Genomic DNA, 19,832 nt, shown 5'->3' with positions numbered 1-19,832 from the left:
GCCGGCCTCAGCCTACGCGGGCTGGAGACCGATCGCGACATCGCTCGGACGCACCGGCTCGGGCAGCACGGTGCTGCCCATGAGGAATCGGTCGACATTCGCGGCCGCTGCGCGTCCCTCGGCGATGGCCCATACGATGAGCGACTGTCCGCGGCCTGCGTCGCCGGCGACGAACACGCCGGGAACCGTCGACTCGTACGACGAGTCGCGCCCGAAGGCACCGCGCTCGGTCACCTGCGGAAGCGTGTCGTCGGTGTACCCGCCCTGCTCCGGTCCGGTGAACCCCATCGCGATCAGGATCAGATCCGCCGGGATCTCCCGCTCGGTGCCGCTCTTGGGCACACGGCGCCCGTCGATGTACTCCGTCTCGGCCACACGCAGCGCGCGGACCTCGCCGACCTCGTTCCCGAGGAACTCGACGGTCGATGCGAGGAAGACCCGCTCACCGCCCTCCTCATGCGCGGAGGAGACCTCGAAGACGGTCGGCATCATCGGCCACGGCTGGTGGTCGGGACGCGTGTCGCCGGGCTGCTTGCCGATCGCGAGGTTGGTCACGCTGAGCGCGCCCTGACGGTGAGCGGTGCCGATGCAGTCCGCACCGGTGTCTCCGCCGCCGATCACGATGACGTGCTTGCCCTCGGCGCTGATCTGGTCGGTGACCTTGTCTCCGGCGACCGCGTGGTTCGACTCCACGAGGTACTCCATGGCGAAGTGCACGCCGTCGAGGTCGCGTCCGGGAATCGCGAGATCACGCGGCACGGTCGATCCGGTCGCGATGACGACGGCATCGTAGCGGGCGCGGAGGTCGGGCCAGGAGATGTCCTTGCCGATCTCGACACCCGCACGGAAGCGGGTGCCTTCCTCCTGCATCTGACGCAGGCGCGACTCGAGCTGCGTCTTCTCCATCTTGAAGTCCGGGATGCCGTAGCGCAGCAGGCCGCCGATGCGATCATCACGTTCGAAGACCGCGACGGTGTGCCCCGCCCGGGTCAGCTGCTGTGCGGCGGCGAGGCCCGCGGGCCCTGATCCGACCACGGCGACCGTCTTGCCGGTGAGGCGCTCGGGCGGCTCAGGCTCGACCCAGCCCTTCGCGAAGGCCTCGTCGATGATCGAGACCTCGATCTGCTTGATCGTCACCGCAGGCTGGTTGATACCGAGCACGCACGAGCTCTCGCACGGTGCGGGGCACAGCCGGCCCGTGAACTCCGGGAAGTTGTTCGTCGCGTGCAGGCGCTCGATCGCCGCGCGACCCTCGCCGCGCCACGTCAGATCGTTCCACTCCGGAATCAGGTTGCCGAGCGGGCAGCCCTGGTGGCAGAAAGGCACACCGCAGTCCATGCAGCGCCCGGCCTGACGGCGGAGGACCTGCGTGTCTCCGGGCTCGTAGACCTCTTTCCAGTCCATGATGCGCACGGGCACCGGACGACGGGCGGGAAGCTCCCGCTCGGTCACCTTCAGAAAGCCTTTGGGGTCAGCCACCGGTCACCTCCAGGATGCGGTTCCACACGATGTCGCCGTCGGGGTCGATCCCCTCGGCCAGCGCCTCCTCGCGCATGCTCCGCACCGCGGCGAAGTCACGAGGCAGCACCTTGACGAACTCTGCCGCGGCCTCTTCGAAACTCTCGAGCAGCGCGGAAGCCCGCGGAGACGCGGTGCGCTCGATGTGTGCGACGAGCAGGCTGCGCAGCACCTCGAGATCCGCACGGTCCAGCGGCTCGAGCAGCAGCTCTCCGCTGCCCAGCGACTGGGCGTTGACCTTGCTCGTGTCGAGCGCGTGCACGTACGCCACGCCCCCGGACATGCCGGCGCCGAAGTTCCGACCGGTCGAACCGAGGATCACGGCCAGGCCACCGGTCATGTATTCGAGTGCATGGTCGCCCACGCCCTCGACGACGGCGGTCGCGCCGGAGTTGCGCACCAGGAACCGCTCGCCGACGACACCGGAGATGAACATCGTTCCCGAGGTCGCGCCGTAGCCGATCACGTTGCCGGCGATGACGTTCTCATGAGGTGCGATGGCGGAGCCGCGCGGCGGACGGATGGTGATGTCACCGCCCGACAGACCCTTGCCGACGTAGTCGTTCGCATCGCCTTCCAGCCGCAGCACGATCCCCGGCGGCAGGAACGCCCCGAGCGACTGTCCCGCGGTGCCGTGCAGGGTGACGTCGATCGTGCCCTGCGGCAGACCAGCGGCTCCGTGCCGAGAGGTCACCTGGTGGCCCAGCATCGTTCCGACCGCGCGTTCGGTGTTGGCGATGGGCAGCTCCACCACGACGGGTTCGCCGTTGAGCAGCGCCCCCTTCGCGATGTCGATCAGCTGCACGTCGAAGTGCTTCTCGAGCTCGTGATCCTGCGTGCGACCGCTGCGACGAGGCTCGCCCGCCGGGAAGACGGGGCCTTCGAGAACGGGCGTGAGGTCGAGGCCCTCCGCCTTCCAATGCTCCACCGCGGCATTGACCTCGATGAGCTCGGCGCGACCGATGATCTCATCGAGCGAGCGGTAGCCGAGCTCCGCGAGGAGTTCGCGCACTTCTTCCGCGATGAACTCCATGAAGTTCACGACGAACTCGGGCTTGCCCGTGAAGCGCTCACGCAGAACCGGGTTCTGCGTGGCGACGCCGACCGGGCAGGTGTCGAGGTGGCACACGCGCATCATGATGCAGCCGCTGACAACGAGCGGAGCGGTGGCGAAGCCGAACTCCTCCGCGCCCAGCAGCGCTCCGATGATGACGTCGCGACCTGTCTTGAGCTGACCGTCGACCTGGACCACGACGCGGTCGCGCATGCCGTTGAGCATGAGGGTCTGCTGCGTCTCGGCGAGACCGAGCTCCCAGGGCGTGCCCGCGTGCTTGAGCGAGTTCAACGGGCTCGCGCCCGTCCCGCCGTCGTGGCCGGAGACCAGGATGACGTCGCTCAGCGCCTTGGCGACACCCGCCGACACCGCGCCGATTCCCGACTGGCTCACGAGTTTGGTGTGGATACGTGCTTCGGGATTCGCCCGCTTCAGGTCGAAGATGAGCTGCTTGAGGTCTTCGATCGAGTAGATGTCGTGGTGTGGCGGGGGCGAGATCAGTCCCACCCCGGCCGTCGCGTGACGGGTGCGCGCGACCCAGGGGTAGACCTTGGTCGGCGGCAACTGGCCGCCCTCACCGGGCTTGGCGCCCTGGGCGAGCTTGATCTGGATGTCGTCCGCCTCGGTCAGGTACAGGCTCGTGACGCCGAAGCGACCCGAGGCGACCTGCTTGATCGCGCTGCGACGCTCCGGGTCGACGAGGCGGTCCGGGTCCTCGCCGCCTTCACCGGTGTTCGACTTCGCGCCGATGCTGTTCATCGCGATCGCGAGCGTCTCGTGCGCTTCGCGGGAGATCGAGCCGTAGCTCATCGCACCCGTGGAGAAGCGCTTCACGATGGCGGAGACCGGTTCGACCTCGTCCAGCGGCACGGGCTTGCGAGTCCCGGTGCGCAGGCTGAAGAGTCCACGCAGCGTCTTGAGCTCGGCGGCCTGCTCGTCGACGAGCTTCGTGTACTCGCGGAAGATGTCGTAGCGCCGTGTGCGGGTCGAGTGCTGCAGCTTGAACACCGTCTCCGGGTTGAACAGGTGCGGAGAGCCGTCGCGACGCCACTGGTACTCACCACCGGTCCACAGTCGCTCGTGCGCGCGCGCCGCTGCGTCCTCCGGGTAGGCGTAGTCGTGCCGCGCCTGGTTCTCGGCGAAGATCTCCTCGATGCCGATCCCGCCGAGCTTGGACTCGGTGCGGGTGAAGTACGCGTCGATGAACTCCTGGCTGAGGCCGACAGCTTCGAACACCTGGGCGCCCGCGTAGGACGACACGGTGGAGATGCCCATCTTCGACATGATCTTGAGCACGCCCTTGCCCAGCGCGTAGATCAGGTTCTTGACCGCCTTCTCGGGCGTGATGCCGGTGATATAGCCGGTGCGCACGAGGTGTTCGACGGTCTCCATCGCGAGATACGGGTTGACGGCGGAGGCTCCGTAGCCGATCAGCGTCGCGACGTGGTGCACCTCGCGCACGTCCCCGGCTTCCACGATGAGCCCGACCTTCATGCGGTTCTCGCGCCGGATGAGGTGGTGGTGGATCGCCGAGACCATGAGCAGGGACGGGATCGGCGTCAGGTCCTTGTTCGAGTCGCGGTCCGACAGGATGATGAACTCGGCGCCGTTCTCGATCGCCTCGTCGACCTCGGCGCACATCTCGGTGAGACGGTCCTGCAGAGTCTGGGGACCCGCGTCGAAGTGGTACAGGCCACGAATGGTCGCGCTCGACCGACCCGGCATCGCCTTGTCGATGTGGCGGATCTTCGCGAGCTCGTCGTTGTCGATCACCGGGAAGTCGAGCGAGACGGTGCGGGTGTGCTCCGGTCCCCAGGAGAGCAGGTTGCTCTCCGGACCGAGGCCCAGCTTGAGGCTCGTGACGACCTCTTCACGGATCGAGTCGAGCGGCGGGTTCGTCACCTGCGCGAACTGCTGCGTGAAGTAGTCGAACAACAGGCGCGGACGTTTGCTGAGCACCGCGATCGGCGTGTCCGACCCCATGGCGCCGAGCGGCTCGACACCGGTCTGCCCCATGGGCGTGAGGAGGATGCGGACCTCTTCCTCGGTGTATCCGAAGGTGCGCTGTCGACGGGTGATCGACGCCGGCGGGTGCACGATGTGCTCGCGTTCGGGCAGTTCGGCGAGCCGGACGGCGCCGGCATCCAGCCATTCCTGCCACGGGTGCATGGTGGCGAGGTCGTGCTTGATCTCGCTGTCCTCGATGATGCGCCGCTGCGAGGTGTCGACGAGGAACATCTTGCCCGGCTGCAGGCGACCGCGACGCTTGATGCGCTCAGGCTCGAACTGGAGCACACCGGTCTCGGAACCGATCACGACCAGGCCGTCGGTCGTCTCCGTCCAGCGTCCAGGGCGCAGCCCGTTGCGATCGAGGGTCGCGCCCACCAGCGTGCCATCGGTGAAGATGAGCGCTGCCGGGCCGTCCCACGGTTCCATCTGGTTGGAGTGGTACTCGTAGAACGAGCGCAGCTCCGGCGTGATGTCGGCCTGCTTCTCGTACGCCTCCGGCACCATCATCATGATGGCGTGCGGGAGGCTGCGTCCGGTGAGGGTGAGCAGTTCGAGCACCTCGTCGAACGAGGCGGAGTCACTGGCGCCGTCGGTGCAGATCGGCAGCAGCGGAGTGATGTCGCCGAGAAGCTCGGACTCGAGCTGCGACTGGCGGGCGCGCATCCAGTTGCGGTTGCCGCCGACCGTGTTGATCTCGCCGTTGTGGGCGAGCATGCGCAGCGGCTGGGCGAGCGGCCACGACGGGAACGTGTTGGTGGAGTAGCGCGAGTGCACGACCGCGAGCTCGGAGGCGAAGCGCTCATCCTGCAGGTCGGGATAGAACGGCTCGAGCTGCAGCGTCGTGACCATGCCCTTGTACCCGAGAGTGCGGGCCGAGAGCGAGACGAAGTAGGCGCCGAGTTCGTGCCCGGCGCGCTTGCGCAGACGGTAGGCGACCCGGTCGAGGGCGATGCCCGTGAGGGGGGCCTCCGTATGCGTCGCCCCTCCGGCACTCACGAAGAGCTGCTCGAAGGCGGGACGCGCCTCATCGGCGAGCTTGCCGAGGTTCTCGTTGGCGGTGGGGACGTCGCGCCAGCCGAGGACGCGGAGTCCCTCGGAGCGGGCGATCTTCTCGATCCCGGCCTTCTGCTGGCGGCGCTCGCTCGAATCGCGAGGCAGGAACGCCAGTCCTGCGGCGTACTCCCCCACGGGCGGCAGTTCGAAGCCGACGACGTCGCGGAGGAATGCATCGGGCATCTGCGTCAGGATGCCGGCGCCGTCCCCGGTGCCCGCATCCGAGCCGATGGCTCCGCGGTGCTCCAGGTTGCGCAGGGCCTCGAGGGCCAACGCGATGATGTCGTGCCCGGCTTCGCCGCGCAGTGTCGCGACCATGGCGAGGCCGCAGGCGTCTTTCTCGAACGCCGGGTTGTACATGCCCTGCTTCGGGGGGTATGCGCCGGAGGCGCCGTAAGGGGGCTGGAAGTACACCAGTTACCGTCCTCAGATCTTCGAGTGAAACCCGGGGACGACGTCGGCCCGCTCGTTCAGTGCAATGGTTCTCCCGCCACGAGGCGGCGTTATCGAGAGCCGTCCTCGCTCGTGGGAGCAGTGCTTGTGGCGGTGGCTCCTGCGGTGACTTCTTCGGTCGGAGGCTCGCTCACGTCTACGAAGTCAGAGGGATTGTTCTGCGATTGTACATCAGCGCCCGCGTCCTTCCGTTCGCGGCCCGGCTGGTACGGCGAGGGCTCGAGGCCGGGGTGACGACGCGTCTGCACGACGAGGATCACGAGGCCGACGAGGACGCCGATGATCGCCGCGAGAACGTTGCTGCGCAGACCGAGGATGATCTCGCTCGGATCGATGCGGATCGACTCCCAGACGATGCGGCCCGCGCTGTACCAGATCAGGTAGATCGCGAACAGACGGCCCCACTGGAAGAAGAGCTTGCGCCCGAGCCAGAGCAGCACGATGACGCCCAACCCGTTCCAGAGGACTTCGTAGAGGAAGGTCGGGTGGAACAGCGTGCCCTCGGGGAGGCCCGGAGGGAAGGCCGAGTTCGTGGAAGGGATCTCCAGACCCCACGGCAGATCGGTGGGCAGCCCGAAGAGCTCGTTGTTGAACCAGTTGCCGAAGCGGCCCATGGCCTGAGCCAGCAGCAGTCCGGGGGCCAGGGCGTCCGCGAACGTCCAGAAGCGGATGCCCGTCCAGCGACACCCGAGGTACGCGCCGATGGCGCCGCCGATGAGGGCGCCGAAGATCGCGATTCCACCTTCCCAGATCGCCCACACCGAGCCCGGCTGGAAGGGGTTCCAGGTGTTGATCCCCTCGCCGAAGTAGTCGTTCGGGTGCGTCAGCACGTGGAAGATGCGCGCGCCGATGATCGCCAACGGCACCGCGAGGATCGAGATGTCGATGACCACCCACGGCTCCGCACCGCGCTTGGTGAGGCGGTGGTTGGTCAGGAACGTGGCGGCGATGATGCCGGCGATGATGCACAGCGCGTAGAAGTGGATCCGGATCGGCCCGAGGTCGAAGTAGGAGACCGTGGGGCTCGGGATGCTGGCGAGCACGTTCGTGAAGGTGCTGTGGAGCGCGAGTGACATGAGTGCGATTCTAGTTCTCGTGATCGGGGCGTGCCGACGAGGTGCCGGTGGCCAGGTTGCGGGTGACTTCGGCAAGAGCGGGTACGCCGCCGTCGCGCAGGGCTCGGACCAGTGCCGTGCCGACGATCGCGCCGTCGGCGTACTCCGACACCCCGGCGATCTGCTCGGCGGTCGAGATGCCGATGCCCACGCAGGCGCGGTGCGCTCCGTGCGCACGCAGGCGTCCGACCAGGGTGCGGGCAGCGCGGTCGAGTTCGGCGCGCTCCCCCGTGATACCCATCGTCGAGACGGTGTAGACGAAGCCGGTGGACGACTTCACGACGAGGTCGAGACGCTCGTCGGAGGAGGTCGGGGCCGCCAGGAACACCCGGTCCAGGCCCGTCCGCTCGCTCGCGGCGATCCACTCCCCTGCCGCGTCTGGCGTGATGTCGGGAGTGATCAGGCCGGCGCCGCCCGCCGCGAGCAAGTCGTCCGCATAGCGATCGATGCCGTACTGCATCACCGGGTTCCAGTACGTCATCACCAGGACGGGGACGTCGGTGGCCGCGGTGATCGCGCGGATCGCGGTGAAGAGGTCGGCCATCCGGAAGCCCGCGGCCAACGCCTTGGTCGTCGCCTCCTGGATGATCGCGCCGTCCATCACAGGGTCGCTGTAGGGCGGGCCGAGCTCGATGATGTCGACGCCGTTCTCGGCGAGGGCGATGGCCGCCTGGATGCTCGTCTCGAGGTCGGGGAAGCCGACGGGGAGGTACCCGACGAAGGCGCTGCGGCCGGCATCCTGGGCGCGCTGGATCGCCTGTTCGACACGGCTCATAGCTGCGGCTCCCCCTTCGCGGCCAGTTCTTCCTCTTCGCTCTCCGCGGAGACGTCGTGTGCCAGAGCGGCCTCGTCGTAGAGCTGGAAGTAACGGGCGGCGGTGTCCATGTCCTTGTCGCCTCGGCCCGACAGGCAGATCGCGATCAGTCCATCGGGGCCGAGATCGCGCCCGATGCGCAGCGCGCCGGCGAGGGCGTGGGCCGACTCGATGGCGGGGATGATCCCCTCGGTGCGGCTGAGCAGGCGCAGTGCCTGCATCGCCTCGTCATCGGTGGCCGGGATGTACTCGGCGCGACCGATGTCGGCGAGCCAGGAGTGCTCCGGACCGACGCCTGGGTAGTCGAGCCCGGCGGAGATCGAGTGCGACTCGATCGTCTGGCCGTCCGCATCCTGGAGGACGTAGGTCTTCGCGCCGTGCAGCACGCCGGGGCGCCCGCGCTCGATGGACGCCGCGTGCTTCTCGGTGTCGACGCCGTCGCCGGCGGCCTCGACGCCGTAGAGCTTGACGCCCTCATCGTCGAGGAACGCGTCGAACATGCCGATCGCGTTGGATCCACCACCGACGCAGGCCACGACCGCGTCGGGAAGCCGACCCACCTCGTCGAGCAGCTGGGCGCGGGCCTCTTCGCCGATGATCTTCTGGAAGTCGCGGACCATCGCGGGGAACGGGTGCGGTCCCGCTGCGGTGCCGAAGATGTAGTTGGTGGTCTCCACCGACGCCACCCAGTCGCGATAGGCGTCGTTGATAGCGTCCTTGAGCGTGCGTGAGCCTGAGGTCACCGGAACGACCTCTGCTCCCAGGAGGCGCATGCGTGCCACGTTGAGCGCCTGACGCTCGGTGTCGACCTCGCCCATGTAGATGGTGCAGTCCAAGCCGAACAACGCGGCTGCGGTCGCGGTCGCGACGCCGTGCTGACCGGCCCCGGTCTCGGCGATCACACGGGTCTTGCCCAGGCGCTTGGTCAACAGCGCCTGACCGAGCACGTTGTTGATCTTGTGCGAGCCGGTGTGGTTGAGGTCCTCGCGCTTGAGGAAGACGCGCGCACCACCGGCGTGCTCGGCGAACCGCGGCACCTCGGTGATCGCGGACGGGCGTCCCGCGTACGAGCTGAGCAGATGCGCCAGCTCGGACCGGAACTCCGGATCGGCGATCGCCTCCTCGTACGCCGCGGTCAGCTCATCGATCGCGGCGATGAGCGACTCGGGCATGAAGCGCCCGCCGAACTCACCGAAGAAGGGGCCGTGCTGGTCGCGCAGGCTCATCATGCCTCCAGGAAACTCTTGAGAGTGGCGACGGGGTCGCCGGTCACGAGCGCCTCGCCGATCAAGACGACGTCGGCGCCCGCAGAACGGTAGTGCACGACATCGGCGGGCGTGAGCACCGCCGACTCGGCGATCTTCACCGCCGTGTCGGGGATGCGCTCGACCAGGCGTCCGAACAGGTCGCGGTCGAGCTCGAGGGTCTTGAGGTCGCGCGCGTTCACCCCGATCAGCGGGGCTCCCAGGTCGATCGCGGCTTCGAGCTCCTCGGCGGAATGCGTCTCGACGAGGGGTGTCATGCCCAGCTCGCCGATGAAACCGTAGAGGTCGCGCAGAACGTCGGGGTCGAGCCCCGCGACGATCAACAGCACGAGGTCGGCACCTGCCGCACGTGCCTCGAGCACCTGGTAGCGGGTGGCGATGAAGTCCTTGCGCAGCACCGGGAGCGACACCCGGGCCGTGACGGCCTCGAGGTCTGCGAGGCTGCCGCCGAAGCGGCGCTCCTCCGTGAGCACGCTGATCGCCGATGCCCCACCGGTCTCGTAGAGAGAGGCCTGGAGAGCCGGATCGGGGATCTCTGCGAGAGCTCCCCTGGACGGGCTCGCCCGCTTGACCTCGGCGATGATCTTGACACGATCCGCCGGGGCCAGGAACGACAGCGCGTCCTTGGCGGCGGGGCGCGCGAGCGCTTCTCGTTCGAGGGCGGCCAGCGGGCGCGACAGGGCGCGACGCTCAGCGTCTGCGACAGCGCCGGCCGTCAGGTCGGCGAGCACCATTAGTGCGCCTTCGGAGCGTACTTCGGACCCTTCACGCCGTAGCCGGCCTTCGCGAGCACCCAGCCGACGATCGCGCCGATCGGGATGAGCGCGACCGAGGCGACGACGAGGGCAGGCTGCTCGAAGCAGAAGGCGACGGTGCCGGCGGCGACGCCGACCAGCATGATCACGACGGCGGTCCAGGCTGCAGGCGAGTGTCCGTGGCCGGGGTCGGCGATCGGGTTGGTCATGTTCTCCTCCGGGGGACGACGTGCAGTTCGGAATCAGTCTATCGGGGTCAACGGGTCGGATCTGTTCCCCGGGACAGCTCGTCCCAGGAATCCACGGCGTCGACGGGGCCGTCGTGCGCGACCTCGACGTGGTCGGTGCGGTAACGCCGGCCTCCGACCTTCCACCCACGCCAGGTCATCAGGACCACGACGGCGGCGAGAAGCAGGAGGGCCCAGCCCACGAGAGCGATGAAGGGCCAGGCCGAGGGCACGATGCTCACCACGACTTCACGGACCGCGTCACCACCGGCCAGACCGGTCACCTCGGTGACCGTGGCGGCGACGGCATCGAAGGGCTCGGCGAGCAGCAGCTGGAGTGTCGACCAGCCCAGGAACAGAGCCGTCGCCCCCGCGAGCACGCCGAACACCAGACGGACGACCTTGCCGGAGATCGACAGCGCGGCGCCGAGCGCCAGCACCGCCAGGCTGAGCGGGGCGAGCAGCACCAGGGCGGACGCGCCGGGGACCAGGATAGCCTCGCCCGCGTCGGCGCGTTCGACCGTCAGCCATGTCTGGGTCGACGAGATGATGCCGATCGCACCGGCGAGGAGGAATCCGGAGACGGACAGGGAGCGTCCCCGCTGTGCGAAGGTCATGACTGCTCCGTCCCGGCGAGGGCCTGGAGATCGTTGGCGTCGAAACAGGTGCGCGTTCCGGTGTGACAGGCGGGACCGGTCTGCGCCACGAGCAGCAGGATCGCATCCCCGTCGCAGTCCAGACGGGCCTCATGCACGACCTGGATGTGACCGGACGTGTCGCCCTTGCGCCAGTACTCCTGACGCGAGCGCGACCAGTACGTGGCACGCCCGGATGTGAGCGTGCGGCGCAGGGCCTCCGCATCGACCCACGCGAGCATGAGCACCTCGTGCGTGTCCCACTGCTGAACGATCACGGGAGCGAGTCCGTCGGCGTTGAAAGCGACCTGGGCGACGCGCTCGTCCACGGAAGTCGCCTGCGGGTCTGCGTCGGTCATCGTACGAGCACCCCCTCGGCGCGAAGGGCGTCCTTGACGTCTCCGACGGTGAGCGCACCGGTGTGGAAGACGCTCGCCGCGAGAACGGCATCCGCACCGGCCTTGATCGCCGGAGCGAAGTCGGCGGCCCGGCCGGCGCCTCCTGAAGCGATGACCGGCACGGAGGCGGCCTCACGCATCAGGCGGACGAGCTCCAGGTCGAAGCCGTCACGAGTGCCGTCGGCATCGATCGAGTTCACGAGCAGTTCGCCGGCACCGCGTTCCGCGGCCTCGCGCGCCCAATCGAGGGCATCGAGGGTGGTCTGGGTGCGGCCCCCGTGCGTGGTCACCACGAACCCCGAACGCGTGGTGGCTGCCCGCTTCACGTCGAGGGACAGCACGAGAACCTGCGCACCGAACCGATCGGCGATCTCGCCGATGAGCTCCGGACGCGCGATCGCAGCCGAGTTGACTCCGATCTTGTCGGCGCCGACGGAGAGCAGACGTGCCACGTCGTCGACGCTGCGCACTCCCCCGCCCACGGTCAGCGGTACGAACACCTGTTCCGCCGTGCGCTGGACGACGTCGTAGGTCGTCGCCCGCGCGTCCACGGTCGCGGTGACGTCGAGGAAGGTGATCTCATCCGCACCCTGCGCGGCATAGTGCCGGGCGAGTTCGACGGGATCGCCCATGTCGCGGAGATTCTCGAAGTTCACGCCCTTGACGACGCGGCCGTCGGCCACGTCGAGACAGGGGATGACACGGCTGGCGAGCGTCATCACAGCCTCGCGTTGTGGATCGCGGTGACCAGGATCGCCCGCGCACCGAGCCCGTAGAGCGCGTCCATCACGGGGTTGACGCGCGAGCGCGCGACCATCACACGCACCGCCACCCACTCGGGGTCGCGCAGCGGTGAGACGGTCGGAGACTCGACGCCTCCGGCGATCTTCACGGCGTCGTCCAGGAGAGCGACGGGCAGGTCGTAGTCGATCATCACGAAGCGACGAGCGACCATCACGCCGCGAAGGCGGCGAAGGAGCGTCTCCGCACCCTCGGCATCGACCGGACCGGCGATGAGGACGGCCTCGGACTCCAGGATGACGGGACCGAAGACCTCGAGCCCGGCCTGACGCAGCGTCGTTCCGGTCTCGACCACGTCGGCCACCGCGTCGGCGACGCCGAGGCGGACCGCGGATTCCACGGCGCCGTCGAGCGGCACCAGATCGACCGCGATGTCGCGCTCGTCGAGGAACGCGTCGACCAGTCCCGGGTACGACGTGGCGATGCGCAGGCCGTCGAGCTCGGTCACATCCGTGTAGCGCCCGGTGGGAGCGGCGAAGCGGAAGGTGGAGCCGGCGAAACCGAGCGCTTCGATCTCCCGAGCGCCGGGCATACGCGCGTCGAGCAGGAGATCACGACCGGTGATGCCCACATCGATCGCGCCGGAGCCGACGTAGGTCGCGATGTCCTTGGGCCGGAGGAAGAAGAACTCGACGTCGTTCTCGGCGTCGATGACGTGCAGGGTCTTGGGGTCGCGTCGACCGGCGTAGCCCGCCTCGGCGAGCATGTCGGCGGCGGTCTCGGAGAGCGAGCCCTTGTTGGGAACAGCGATGCGCAGCATGGAGTGCTTTCAGTTCGAGGTGATCGGAACGGAGCGCATCACAGATGTCGGTAGACGTCCTGCAGGCTGATGCCCTTGGCAAGCATCATCACCTGGACGTGATAGAGCAGCTGCGAGATCTCCTCGGCGGCGGCTTCGTCGGACTCGTACTCGGACGCCATCCACACCTCGGCGGCTTCTTCCACGATCTTCTTGCCGATCGTGTGCACACCGCCGTCGAGCTCGGCGACCGTTCCCGATCCCTCAGGGCGGGTCTCGGCCTTGACGCTGAGCTCGGCGAACAGCTCGTCGAAAGTCTTCACGCTTCCAGGCTAGCGGCTCTGGCGAGGTCTCTCAGCCGGGTGACGGCCGCCTCGACGTCATCGGCGCCGTACACCGCCGAACCCGCCACGAAGGTGTCGGCACCCGCGGCGGCCGCGATCTCGATGGTGCGATCGGAGATGCCCCCGTCGACCTGGAGCCAGATCTGGGATCCTCTCCGCCGCGCCTCCTCGGCGAGAGCGCGCAGTTTCGGCATCGTCTCCGGCATGAAGCTCTGTCCGCCGAAACCCGGTTCGACGGTCATCACGAGGATCTGATCGAACTCGTCGAGCACGTCGTAGAGGGATTCCACGGGCGTCGCGGGCTTCACCGCGACTCCTGCCCGAGAGCCGATCTCGCGGAGCCGGCGCGCCAGCGCGACGGGGTCGTCCGCGGCCTCGAGATGGAAGGTGACGCTCGCCGCGCCGATCTCGGCGTACTCGGGAGCCCATCGCTCCGGATCCGTGATCATGAGGTGCACATCGAGCGGGATCGGGCTGGTCGCCTGGATGCGCTCGACCATCTGCGGACCGAACGTCAGGTTGGGGACGAAGTGATTGTCCATCACGTCGACATGCGCGAAGTCGGCGGTCGCGATCCGAGCGAGATCCGCCTGCATATTCACGAAGTCGGCGGCGAGGATGCTCGGGTTGATGCGCGGGGCGCGAGGCAGTTCCACGGTCCTAGTCTTCCTTCCCTGATGGGGTGTTCTCCGGTGCGGGGCGCTGCAAAAGCGCGAGGAACATGGCATCCGTCCCGTGGCGGTGCGGCCAGAGCTGAGCGCTGCCCGAACCCGTCCGGCCTTCGTCGGCCAGATCGATCGGCGAGCGAGCGACGTCGGCGATCGCCGCACGGGCGTCGAGCTCGACGATGTCCGCGCGGTCGCGCAGCACCTCCTTCACGACCCCTGTGGTCTCGGCGAGGTGCGGCGAGCACGTGACGTAGGCGACGATCCCGCCGGGGGCGAGAGCGTCCAGGGCCGCCGAGAGCAGCTCCACCTGGAGCGGTACCAGTTCGGCGACATCGGCAGGAGACTTCCGCCACCGCGCCTCGGGGCGACGGCGCAGTGCGCCCAGGCCCGTGCAGGGAGCATCGACGAGGATACGGTCGAACTCCCCCGGTCGAGCCGATGCGAGTGCACGCCCGTCCTGCTCGTGCACGACGATCTCCCCGGGTACGGCTCTGAGCGCCTTGCGCACCAGTCGCGCCCGGACCGGGACGATCTCGTTCGCCTCCAGGGTGACGTCGTGCTCGTGCGCCACTGCGGCAAGGAGAGCGGTCTTGCCGCCGGGGCCGGCGCACAGATCGAGCCAGCGCTCACCCGCGGTGATCGGAGCGGCACCGGCCAGGGCGAGCGCCACGAGCTGGGAGCCCTCGTCCTGCACGCGCACCGTGCCACCGGAAGCCTCGACCGCACGACGCGGATCGCCCCCGGGAGACACGAAGGCGGTCGATGCGTAGGGAAGGCGGGGTTCCCCCGGCTCGGCCAGCCCCGGAAGGGCGACGAGTGTCACATCCGGCGAGGCGTTGTCGGCCTCGAGGAGCGCCTCCAACTCCTCGCCACGGCCCTCCGCCGCGAGAGCACGGCGCAGAGCGCGGATCACCCACACCGGGTGCGCGGCACGCAGCGCCAGCCGCTCATCGTCGGACCGCGCGTGCTGCTCGATGCGCGTCTGCCATTCTTCGGCCGATTCTCGGGTGATCCTGCGGAGAACCGCGTTCGCGAAGCTCGACGCCCCCCGTCCGGACTCCGTGGCCACGAGGTTCACGGACTCGTTGACGGCCGCGTGCGAGGCGACGCGCGTGGCGAGCAGCTGATGCACCGCGAGGCGCAGCGCATCGAGGACGGCGGGGTCGATACTGTCCGGCGAGCGATCCGCCGCGGCGGCGATGATCGCGTCATAGGTGCCGAGGTGCCTCAGCGTGCCGTAGGTCAGCTCGGTGGCGAGAGCCGCATCCTGAGGCGTGAGTCGCGCCTCCGCGATCGCTGTGGGGAGCACGAGGTTCGCGTAGGCGTCGGTCTCCGACACCGCGCGCAGCACGTCGTAGGCCACCCGTCGGGCGGGCTGCACGGTGCGGACGGGGCCGCGCTGACCACCACGGCGCCCGTCTGTCGCACCTCGCGCGCCACGCGGTCGCCCGTTCGATGGCGTGGATCGGCGGCTCCGCCCTTCGTCGCTCATGCTCCGGCCACCAGTTCGTCGCCGCCGCGCAGACCACGCCACCAGTCGACCGCATTCATCGCGCCCTTGCCGGCGGGCTGGACCCGTGTGACGGCGAGTGGCGTGGTGCCCGTGCCGATGTGGAGGGCGGTCTTGGTGCCCCGGAGACGCCCGGGAGCGAGCGATTCGGCCTCCGGCGCCGGGGCCGCTTCGAGCACCTTGAGAGGCTGACCCGCGACGGTCGTGTGTGCTCCCGGCTCGGGGGTCACGCCGCGGAAGCGGGCGAACACGGCGTCGAGCGGCTGATTCCAGTCGAGCAGTCCGTCGGCGAGGGTGAGCTTGGCGGCGAAGGTCGGCTCGCCCTCCTGGGGAACCGCCAGCGCCGTGCCGTCCGCGATCGAGGAGACCACGTCTGCGGTGAGTCCGGACCCTTCCGACGCGAGCGCTTCGAGGGCCTCCCCTGCCGTCGCGGTCTCGGGAACGTCGACCGCGCGCGTCGCGAAGACATCGCCGGCGTCGAGCTCGGCGACCAGCTGGAACACGCTCGCTCCGAGCACCGCGTCTCCGGCGATCAGAGCGCGCTGGACCGGTGCCGCTCCGCGCCAGGCGGGCAGCAGCGAGAAGTGCAGGTTGATCCATCCTGCTCTCGGTGCCGAGAGCAGGGGTTCGCGCACCAGGCCGCCGTAAGCCACGATCACGCCGAGGTCCACCTCGAGCGCCGTGATCTCCGCCGTCACGGCATCGTCGAGCCGGGCGGCCTTGATGATCGGGAGGCCCAGTTCCTCGGCCGCCTGAGCCACCGGCGACGCCGTCAGCACGCGACGACGCCCGAGAGGCGCGTCCGGCCGAGTGACGACGGCAGCGATGTCGTGGGATGCCGCGAGACGGCGAAGGGTGGGCACGGCCGCAGCGGGTGTGCCGGCGAAGACGAGGCGCATGAAGGTTCTCCGGAAGGGTCAGAGCTCTGGTTCGAGGATATCGAGGCGGACGGAGAGCGTGCTCTTGGTCGCACGCCCCTTTCGGCGACGCCCGCTGACGGCTTCCGCCACGACCGCGGCGCGCAGGGCGGTCGCGACGCGCGCCCCCGCGCCGTACTCGAACCGCACCAGAGCGCGGACCCGCGGCGGGATGTCGTCGGATTCGACGGGGACAGGGCCGAGCACCGCATCGGCAGGCAGGGCGAGGTCGTTCAGCGCGGCCAGTGCGCCGGCGACCGCAGACGCCGACCCCTGCACGAGGGCCACTCGTGTCGTCGGCGGCATGTGCAGCGGTGCACGGCTCTCGAGCTCGAGCCTGGCGTGGCCCGCCTGGTTCCAGGTCGCCAGCGCCCTCGCCGCGGCACCGTTCACGCCGACCAGGTGGATCGGAGCGCCCGGGGCCGCCAGCGCTGCCGCGTTCGACCACCAGCGCAGGCACGACTCGGCGACGCGCAGATCGGGGGCTTGGAGCATGCGCGGGCCGTCCAGGAGCACGACAGCGCGATAACCGCCGTCGGCGATGGGCTCGGCGCCGCGGGTCGCGACCACCAGCGCAGGTGCCGCCGAGACGCGCTCCACCGGGTGCGCGCTGTCGGCGACGATCACCCGAACGCCCGGAAATGCGCGACCCAGTTCGTCGGCGGTGCGTTCGCTGCCCGAAGAGGCGAGGCGCAGCTTCGTCGAGGAGCACGAGGGGCACGACCAGGCGCTGGCGGCCCGGCCGCACCACGCGCACACCGGCACGGCACCGCGGTGCTTCGCGCCGAGCGGCCCCCCGCAGTGCGCGCAGCGCGCCGGAGCCCGACACTCCGCGCACACGAGAGAGGGCGAGAAGCCGGGCCGGGACACCTGCACGAGCACCGGGCCCTCGGCTGCAGCGGTGCGTGCGGCGAGGAAGGCGGAGGACGGCATGCGCTGGGCGGTCGGCTGCTCCATCTCCTGCGGTGTGCTGAGCACGACGCGAGGAAGTACGCGGCGCGCTGCTCTGACATCCTGCAGCCAGCCGAGGACGACCAAGCGTTCGACATCGGTCGTCCGCGTGTGGCCGGCGAACAGCAGCGCCGACCCTTCCAGCTCCTGTCGGAGGAGGGCGGCGTCGCGTGCGTTGACGTACGGGGCCAGCGGTTCCCCCAGAAGCGGATCGCCGTCGTCCCAGATCGCGACCAGTCCCGCCACGACGGGAGAGTAGACGGCCGATCGGTTTCCCACCACGATGCAGGCGGCGTCCTCGAGGGTGCGGAGGAAGCCGCGATAGCGGTCGGGGTTGCTCTGCCGGGAATCGTGACGCACCACAGCACCGGCGGGGACGAGGGACTCGATCGCTGCGAGGAGCCGGTCCAGGTCGCGACTGTCGGGCACGACGATGATCGATGATCTGCCGGCGGCGAGCATGCGAGCGGCCGACGCGGCCAGCAGGCGGGCCCATCCCTGCACGCCGTCGACGAGTTGGGGAATCGCCTCCACAGCCGCGCGCCCTCCCGCGTCGAGCACCTCGCCGAGGCCCTCGTACAGGCCGACGGTCTCCTCTGCGACGACGAGTGCCTCCGCATCGGGTGTCTCGGCCGGCGTGTCTGCGGTCCAGGCCTTCTCCACGCGCACCTGACGCTTGGGGATCACCAGGCGCAACACGTCGGACGCCGAACCCGCTGCCCGATCCGCGACGCGACGCGCGAGGGTGTGCAGACGCTCGGGGAGCACCGGCACCGTGGACACCACGCTCTCGACCTCTGACAGCGCCCGGTCGGCGTCGTCCTCGGTGTCGATGTCGACCACGTAGCCGTCGATCACGCGCCCCGCGGTGCGCAGCGGCACCTGGACACGAACACCCAGCGGAACCTCACCCCACTGCGCAGGAAGGGCGTAGTCGAAGAGCCGATCGAGCTGAGGCAGAGGGGAATCGAGGAGCACGCGCGCGATGCGCCGGCTCTCCGGAGGCATCAGGACCGCGGTCCCATCAGAGCCCGGCAGCGCGGCGCAGCTCTTCGGCGCGGTCGGTGCGCTCCCAGGTGAAGTCGGGGAGCTCGCGGCCGAAGTGCCCGTAGGCGGCCGTCTGGGCGTAGATCGGGCGCAACAGGTCGAGCTGCTCGATGATCGCCTGCGGACGAAGATCGAACACCTCGTTGATCGCGCGCGTGATGACCTCGTCCGACACCTTGCCCGTGCCGAAGGACTCGACGTACAGACCCACAGGGCGCGCGACACCGATCGCATAGGCGACCTGCACCTCGAGGCGGTCGGCGAGACCTGCGGCGACGGCGTTCTTCGCCACCCATCGCGTGGCGTAGGCACCCGAGCGGTCGACCTTGGACGGGTCCTTGCCGCTGAAGGCGCCGCCACCGTGGCGCGAGGCCCCGCCGTACGTGTCGATGATGATCTTGCGGCCGGTGAGACCGGCGTCGCCCTTGGGACCGCCGGTGACGAAAGGACCGGCGGGGTTGATGTAGAAGGTGACGTCGTCGAGGTCGAGCCCGGTGGTCGCGAGCACCGGATCGATCACATGCTCACGGACCTGGGCCTTGAGCTCTTCCTGCGAGATGTCGGGGTGGTGCTGAGTCGAGACGACGACCGCGTCGACCGTCTTCGGTGTGAAGCCGTCGTAGCCGAGCGTGACCTGGGTCTTGCCGTCGGGTCGCAGGAAAGGCAGTGCTCCGCTGCGGCGCACCTCGGTGAGACGCTCGGCGAGGCGATGGGCGGTCCAGACGGCCATCGGCATGAGCTGCGGAGTCTCGTTCGTGGCGAAGCCGAACATGATGCCCTGGTCACCGGCACCGAGAGCGTCGAGCGGATCGACCGATGACCCATCACGGTGCTCCTGGGCGCTGTCGACCCCGTGGGCGATGTCGGTCGACTGCTCCCCGACCGAGACGCTGACGCCGCACGAAGAACCGTCGAACCCGGTGTCGCTGGAGGTGTACCCGATGCCGTTCACGACCTGGCGCACGATCGTGGGGATGTCGACGTAGGCGTCGGTGCGGATCTCACCCGCCACATGCACGAGGCCCGTGGTGACGAGCGTCTCCACGGCGACGCGGGAACCCTTGTCCTTCGCGATGAGGCCGTCGAGGATGCTGTCGGAGATCTGATCGCAGATCTTGTCCGGGTGCCCTTCGGTGACGGACTCGGACGTGAACAGACGCAGGGCGCTCATCGGTACTCCAGAACGGGACGGACGGATGGAGGGTGTTGCACCCATTCTGGACCGCGCCTCCGACGTACGGGAGACGCGGTCTCGAATATCACTCTGCGTGACGAAGGCGGAGCTTGTCCTCGTTGATCTCGTGCAGCGCGATGGTGAGCGGCTTGTCCTCGACCGAGGAGTCCACGAGCGGGCCGACGTTGTCGAAGAGGTTTCCCTCGTGCAGGTCGGAGTAGTAGTCGTTGATCTGACGCGCGCGCTTGGCGGCGTAGATGACGAGCTCGTACTTCGAGTCGACGCGGTCGAGCAGGTTGTCGATGGGGGGATCGATGATGCCGTTGTTGTGTCCGGCCATGGTGAGACCTCCTGATCAGGCGACGGGATCGTCGCGAAGACGGT

18 protein-coding genes are annotated in these 19,832 nt (G+C 69.0%); all 18 read right to left on the bottom strand.

The window, feature by feature from the left end; translation table 11 throughout:
• Positions 1-12: 12 nt before the first annotated feature.
• The 18 genes from D514_RS32635 to rpoZ all read right to left on the bottom strand — a co-directional run bounded on the left by D514_RS32635 (position 13) and on the right by rpoZ (position 19,788).
• Positions 13-1,479, bottom strand: coding sequence for a glutamate synthase subunit beta (locus D514_RS32635; RefSeq protein ID WP_017830584.1), 1,467 nt, complete (start codon positions 1,477-1,479; stop codon positions 13-15).
• A complete protein-coding gene (gltB, locus tag D514_RS32630) occupies positions 1,472-5,995 on the bottom strand; it encodes a glutamate synthase large subunit (protein WP_017830583.1) in 4,524 nt (1,507 codons plus the stop codon). The genes D514_RS32635 and gltB overlap by 8 nt, the downstream gene beginning before the upstream one ends.
• A 143-nt stretch (positions 5,996-6,138) precedes the next feature.
• On the bottom strand, positions 6,139-7,164 hold the full coding sequence (gene lgt / locus D514_RS32625) for a prolipoprotein diacylglyceryl transferase (RefSeq protein WP_017830582.1): 1,026 nt from the start codon (positions 7,162-7,164) through the stop codon (positions 6,139-6,141).
• Between the two features lie 10 nt (positions 7,165-7,174).
• Positions 7,175-7,978: a tryptophan synthase subunit alpha gene (trpA, locus tag D514_RS32620; RefSeq protein WP_017830581.1), complete on the bottom strand. Its 804-nt coding sequence runs from the start codon at positions 7,976-7,978 to the stop codon at positions 7,175-7,177.
• Positions 7,975-9,243, bottom strand: a complete 1,269-nt coding sequence (trpB, locus tag D514_RS32615) for a tryptophan synthase subunit beta (RefSeq protein ID WP_017830580.1) — start codon at positions 9,241-9,243, stop codon at positions 7,975-7,977. Before trpB ends, trpA begins: the two co-directional genes overlap by 4 nt.
• Positions 9,243-10,013 carry an indole-3-glycerol phosphate synthase TrpC gene (gene trpC, locus D514_RS32610; protein WP_031206135.1) on the bottom strand — a complete coding sequence of 257 codons (771 nt, stop codon included), beginning with the start codon at positions 10,011-10,013 and terminating at the stop codon, positions 9,243-9,245. Before trpC ends, trpB begins: the two co-directional genes overlap by 1 nt.
• 2 nt (positions 10,014-10,015) lie before the next feature.
• A complete protein-coding gene (locus D514_RS32605) occupies positions 10,016-10,246 on the bottom strand; it encodes an HGxxPAAW family protein (protein WP_017830578.1) in 231 nt (76 codons plus the stop codon).
• A 47-nt stretch (positions 10,247-10,293) separates the two neighbouring features.
• Entirely contained in the window at positions 10,294-10,881 is a 588-nt protein-coding gene (locus D514_RS32600) for a Trp biosynthesis-associated membrane protein (protein ID WP_017830577.1), read from the bottom strand.
• Entirely contained in the window at positions 10,878-11,258 is a 381-nt protein-coding gene (gene hisI, locus D514_RS32595; protein ID WP_017830576.1) for a phosphoribosyl-AMP cyclohydrolase, read from the bottom strand. Before hisI ends, D514_RS32600 begins: the two co-directional genes overlap by 4 nt.
• On the bottom strand, positions 11,255-12,016 hold the full coding sequence (hisF, locus tag D514_RS32590; RefSeq protein ID WP_017830575.1) for an imidazole glycerol phosphate synthase subunit HisF: 762 nt from the start codon (positions 12,014-12,016) through the stop codon (positions 11,255-11,257). The genes hisI and hisF overlap by 4 nt, the downstream gene beginning before the upstream one ends.
• The gene (gene hisG / locus D514_RS32585; RefSeq protein WP_017830574.1) at positions 12,016-12,858 is read right to left on the bottom strand and encodes an ATP phosphoribosyltransferase; all 843 of its coding nucleotides are present in this window, start codon (positions 12,856-12,858) and stop codon (positions 12,016-12,018) included. The genes hisF and hisG overlap by 1 nt, the downstream gene beginning before the upstream one ends.
• Before the next feature lie 38 nt (positions 12,859-12,896).
• Entirely contained in the window at positions 12,897-13,160 is a 264-nt protein-coding gene (locus tag D514_RS32580; protein WP_017830573.1) for a phosphoribosyl-ATP diphosphatase, read from the bottom strand.
• Positions 13,157-13,837: a ribulose-phosphate 3-epimerase gene (gene rpe, locus D514_RS32575; protein ID WP_017830572.1), complete on the bottom strand. Its 681-nt coding sequence runs from the start codon at positions 13,835-13,837 to the stop codon at positions 13,157-13,159. Before rpe ends, D514_RS32580 begins: the two co-directional genes overlap by 4 nt.
• A 4-nt stretch (positions 13,838-13,841) precedes the next feature.
• The gene (locus D514_RS32570) at positions 13,842-15,341 is read right to left on the bottom strand and encodes an RsmB/NOP family class I SAM-dependent RNA methyltransferase (protein WP_031206133.1); all 1,500 of its coding nucleotides are present in this window, start codon (positions 15,339-15,341) and stop codon (positions 13,842-13,844) included.
• Positions 15,338-16,258 carry a methionyl-tRNA formyltransferase gene (gene fmt, locus D514_RS32565; protein ID WP_017830570.1) on the bottom strand — a complete coding sequence of 307 codons (921 nt, stop codon included), beginning with the start codon at positions 16,256-16,258 and terminating at the stop codon, positions 15,338-15,340. The genes D514_RS32570 and fmt overlap by 4 nt, the downstream gene beginning before the upstream one ends.
• An 18-nt stretch (positions 16,259-16,276) precedes the next feature.
• The gene (locus D514_RS32560; RefSeq protein ID WP_017830569.1) at positions 16,277-18,235 is read right to left on the bottom strand and encodes a hypothetical protein; all 1,959 of its coding nucleotides are present in this window, start codon (positions 18,233-18,235) and stop codon (positions 16,277-16,279) included.
• A 16-nt stretch (positions 18,236-18,251) separates the two neighbouring features.
• The gene (gene metK / locus D514_RS32555; protein WP_017830568.1) at positions 18,252-19,445 is read right to left on the bottom strand and encodes a methionine adenosyltransferase; all 1,194 of its coding nucleotides are present in this window, start codon (positions 19,443-19,445) and stop codon (positions 18,252-18,254) included.
• A gap of 88 nt (positions 19,446-19,533) precedes the next feature.
• Positions 19,534-19,788 (bottom strand): DNA-directed RNA polymerase subunit omega, encoded by a 255-nt coding sequence (gene rpoZ / locus D514_RS32550; RefSeq protein ID WP_017204385.1) that lies wholly within the window; start codon positions 19,786-19,788, stop codon positions 19,534-19,536.
• Between the last annotated feature and the right edge of the window lie 44 nt (positions 19,789-19,832).

The sequence above is a fragment of the Microbacterium sp. UCD-TDU genome, assembly GCF_000340625.1.
GTDB classification, from domain to species: domain Bacteria; phylum Actinomycetota; class Actinomycetes; order Actinomycetales; family Microbacteriaceae; genus Microbacterium; species Microbacterium maritypicum.
The sequence above is the reverse complement of the archived record's forward strand: the minus strand, read 5'-3'. Positions and strand labels throughout refer to the sequence as shown.

Coding starts and splice junctions, on each gene's coding strand:
- gltB (WP_017830583.1), bottom strand. CDS start 5,995: ATGTACAACCCGGCGTTCGAGAAAGACGCCTGCGGCCTCGCCATGGTC.
- lgt (WP_017830582.1), bottom strand. CDS start 7,164: ATGTCACTCGCGCTCCACAGCACCTTCACGAACGTGCTCGCCAGCATC.
- trpA (WP_017830581.1), bottom strand. CDS start 7,978: ATGAGCCGTGTCGAACAGGCGATCCAGCGCGCCCAGGATGCCGGCCGC.
- trpB (WP_017830580.1), bottom strand. CDS start 9,243: ATGAGCCTGCGCGACCAGCACGGCCCCTTCTTCGGTGAGTTCGGCGGG.
- D514_RS32605 (WP_017830578.1), bottom strand. CDS start 10,246: ATGACCAACCCGATCGCCGACCCCGGCCACGGACACTCGCCTGCAGCC.
- D514_RS32600 (WP_017830577.1), bottom strand. CDS start 10,881: ATGACCTTCGCACAGCGGGGACGCTCCCTGTCCGTCTCCGGATTCCTC.
- hisI (WP_017830576.1), bottom strand. CDS start 11,258: ATGACCGACGCAGACCCGCAGGCGACTTCCGTGGACGAGCGCGTCGCC.
- hisF (WP_017830575.1), bottom strand. CDS start 12,016: ATGACGCTCGCCAGCCGTGTCATCCCCTGTCTCGACGTGGCCGACGGC.
- hisG (WP_017830574.1), bottom strand. CDS start 12,858: ATGCTGCGCATCGCTGTTCCCAACAAGGGCTCGCTCTCCGAGACCGCC.
- D514_RS32570 (WP_031206133.1), bottom strand. CDS start 15,341: ATGAGCGACGAAGGGCGGAGCCGCCGATCCACGCCATCGAACGGGCGA.
- fmt (WP_017830570.1), bottom strand. CDS start 16,258: ATGCGCCTCGTCTTCGCCGGCACACCCGCTGCGGCCGTGCCCACCCTT.
- D514_RS32560 (WP_017830569.1), bottom strand. CDS start 18,235: ATGCCTCCGGAGAGCCGGCGCATCGCGCGCGTGCTCCTCGATTCCCCT.
- metK (WP_017830568.1), bottom strand. CDS start 19,445: ATGAGCGCCCTGCGTCTGTTCACGTCCGAGTCCGTCACCGAAGGGCAC.
- rpoZ (WP_017204385.1), bottom strand. CDS start 19,788: ATGGCCGGACACAACAACGGCATCATCGATCCCCCCATCGACAACCTG.